Here is a 3,338-nt window from a genome sequence, read left to right on the forward strand (position 1 = left end):
CCTTGGCATGTACAGGCGATGAAGGACGTGGCACGCTGCGATAAGCGTCGGTGAGGTGTGAGCAACCTTTGACCCGACGATTTCCGAATGGGGAAACCCACCTTCACCAATTAATTCAGTGGCTGAGCAATCAGTGACCGAGTTAATTGAGGAAGGTATCACCAGATTGAATACATAGATTTGGTGAAGCGAACCCGGGGAACTGAAACATCTCAGTACCTGGAGGAAAAGACATCAACCGAGATTCCGTTAGTAGTGGCGAGCGAACGCGGACCAGGCCAGTGCCTGATATTCAACTAGCAGAAGCTTCTGGAAAGTAGCGCCATAGCGGGTGACAGCCCCGTATGCGAAAGTGATGTATCAGGACTTGAGTAGGGCGGGACACGTGTAATCCTGTCTGAACATAGGGGGACCACCCTCTAAGCCTAAATACTCGTACATGACCGATAGCGAACTAGTACCGTGAGGGAAAGGTGAAAAGCACCCCGATGAGGGGAGTGAAACAGTACCTGAAACGGATTGCCTACAAGCAGTTGGAGCTCTCTTGTGGAGTGACAGCGTACCTCTTGCATAATGGGTCTGTGACTTAATCTGTCGAGCAAGCTTAAGCCGTTAGGTGTAGGCGCAGCGAAAGCGAGTCTGAATAGGGCGAATGAGTTCGACGGATTAGACCCGAAACCCGGCGATCTAGGCATGACCAGGATGAAGGTGCGGTAACACGCACTGGAGGTCCGAACCGATTAACGTTGAAAAGTTACCGGATGAGTTGTGTTTAGGGGTGAAAGGCCAATCAAGCCGGGAAATAGCTGGTTCTCCGCGAAAACTATTGAGGTAGTGCCTCGGACGAATACCTTGGGGGGTAGAGCACTGGATGGATGCGGGGGTCGCGAGATCTACCAACTCTAACCAAACTCCGAATACCCAAGAGTACTATCCGGGAGACAGACGGCGGGTGCTAAGGTCCGTCGTCAAAAGGGAAACAGCCCTAACCTACAGCTAAGGTCCCCAAGTCATCACTAAGTGGGAAAGCATGTGGGAATCCCAAAACAACCAGGAGGTTGGCTTAGAAGCAGCCATCCTTTAAAGAAAGCGTAACAGCTCACTGGTCTAAATAAGGGTTCCTGCGGCGAAGATGTAACGGGGCTAAAGTGATGCACCGAAGCTTAGGGTGTGTAGTTTACTACACGCGGTAGCGGAGCGTTCCGTAAGCCTGTGAAGCGATCTGGTAATGGGTCGTGGAGGTATCGGAAGTGCGAATGCAGACATGAGTAGCGATAAAAAGGGTGAGATGCCCTTTCGCCGAAAGACCAAGGGTTCCTGCGCAAGGCTAATCCGCGCAGGGTGAGCCGGCCCCTAAGACGAGCCCGAAGGGGGTAGTCGATGGGAACCACGTTAATATTCGTGGGCCTGGTGGTGTGTGACGGATTTCGTGTGTTGTACGTCCTTATCGGATTGGACGTGCTTCGAAGAAGTCCCAGGAAATAGCCCCACCGTATAGACCGTACCCGAAACCGACACAGGTGGTCAGGTAGAGTATACCAAGGCGCTTGAGAGAAGTGTCCTGAAGGAACTCGGCAAATTGCCTCCGTACCTTCGGAAGAAGGAGGCCCTGCATATGCGCAAGCATTTGCAGGGGGCACAGGCCAGGGGGTAGCGACTGTTTAGCAAAAACACAGGGCTCTGCTAAGTCGGCTTCAAGACGACGTATAGGGCCTGACGCCTGCCCGGTGCCTGAAGGTTAAGTGGAGGGGTGCAAGCTCCGAAATGAAGCCCAGGTAAACGGCGGCCGTAACTATAACGGTCCTAAGGTAGCGAAATTCCTTGTCGGGTAAGTTCCGACCTGCACGAATGGCGTAACGACTTCCCCACTGTCTCCAGGACATGCTCAGCGAAATTGAATTCTCCGTGAAGATGCGGAGTACCCGCGGTTAGACGGAAAGACCCCGTGCACCTTTACTGCAGCTTCAGAGTGGCATTAGGAAGGAACTGTGTAGAATAGGTGGGAGGCTTTGAAGCATTGGCGCCAGCCGATGTGGAGCCACAATGTGAAATACCACCCTGTTGTTTTCTGATGTCTAACCACGAACCATGAAACTGGTTCTGGGACCCTCTGTGGCGGGTAGTTTGACTGGGGCGGTCGCCTCCTAAAGAGTAACGGAGGCGCGCGAAGGTTGGCTCAGGCCGGTTGGAAACCGGCTGTTAGAGTGCAATGGCATAAGCCAGCCTGACTGCGAGACTGACAAGTCGAGCAGAGACGAAAGTCGGTCATAGTGATCCGGTGGTCCCTCGTGGAAGGGCCATCGCTCAACGGATAAAAGGTACGCCGGGGATAACAGGCTGATAACCCCCAAGAGCTCATATCGACGGGGTTGTTTGGCACCTCGATGTCGGCTCATCACATCCTGGGGCTGGAGCAGGTCCCAAGGGTTTGGCTGTTCGCCAATTAAAGTGGTACGTGAGCTGGGTTCAGAACGTCGCGAGACAGTTTGGTCCCTATCTGCCGTGGGCGTCGAAATTTGAGAGGAGTTGACCCTAGTACGAGAGGACCGGGTTGAACATACCTCTGGTGTACCTGTCGTCGTGCCAACGGCGCAGCAGGGTAGCTATGTATGGACGGGATAACCGCTGAAAGCATCTAAGCGGGAAGCCTCCCTCGAGATAAGATTTCTTAGGACGGTCGAAGACCACGACCTTGATAGATCGGATGTGGAAGCGCGGTAACGCGTGGAGCTAACCGATACTAATTGTCCTATTCGCGCTTGAGAGTCCCACCATCAATGTCAGCTCTGGCTGGCTTGGATGATAGATGATCATCGCAGCCCGTATTACATCTTATATACCAAGTGCACGGTATCGATTTGAAACCTATATCCCAGCTACACCGGCTTCATTGCTTGGTGGCTATAGCGTCTGTGCCCCACCCGATCCCATCCCGAACTCGGACGTGAAACCAGACTGCGCCGATGGTACTATCGCTTAAGCGATGGAAGAGTAGGTCGTCGCCAGGCATTGCAGCCGGTGTCGCTCGGATTATGCGCGTTTCCCAGGAAGAACCCATTCACAACGTCAGAGATGAAGACCCTCATCAACGACAGCCCGATGGCACCTGCCATCCGGAGCCAAACGGCTCCGCAAGGCCGACCGGCCGCCGCGCCTTATTGGCGCGATAGCCAAGCGAGCGGAGCTCGCGCCGGCGCCTGAGGCAAAACAAATCGCCGCGGGATGGAGCAGCCCGGTAGCTCGTCAGGCTCATAACCTGAAGGTCGTAGGTTCAAATCCTACTCCCGCAACCAACACCACAATCGCAACAAACCCCCCATAACCGACGCGGGGATTTT

The 3,338-nt window shown here is 54.0% G+C and carries 1 tRNA gene and 2 rRNA genes (1 of these 3 cut by a window edge); all 3 read left to right on the top strand.

What is annotated here, in order from left to right:
- Positions 1-2,764, top strand: a 23S ribosomal RNA gene (locus tag HHL13_RS22345) (it extends 30 nt beyond the left edge of the window).
- A 129-nt stretch (positions 2,765-2,893) separates the two neighbouring features.
- Positions 2,894-3,008 (top strand): 5S ribosomal RNA (gene rrf / locus HHL13_RS22350).
- Between the two features lie 208 nt (positions 3,009-3,216).
- Positions 3,217-3,293 (top strand) — tRNA-Met (locus HHL13_RS22355).
- The last annotated feature ends 45 nt before the right edge of the window (positions 3,294-3,338 follow it).

The sequence above is a fragment of the Sphingomonas sp. G-3-2-10 genome (assembly GCF_012927115.1).
Lineage (GTDB): Bacteria > Pseudomonadota > Alphaproteobacteria > Sphingomonadales > Sphingomonadaceae > Sphingomonas.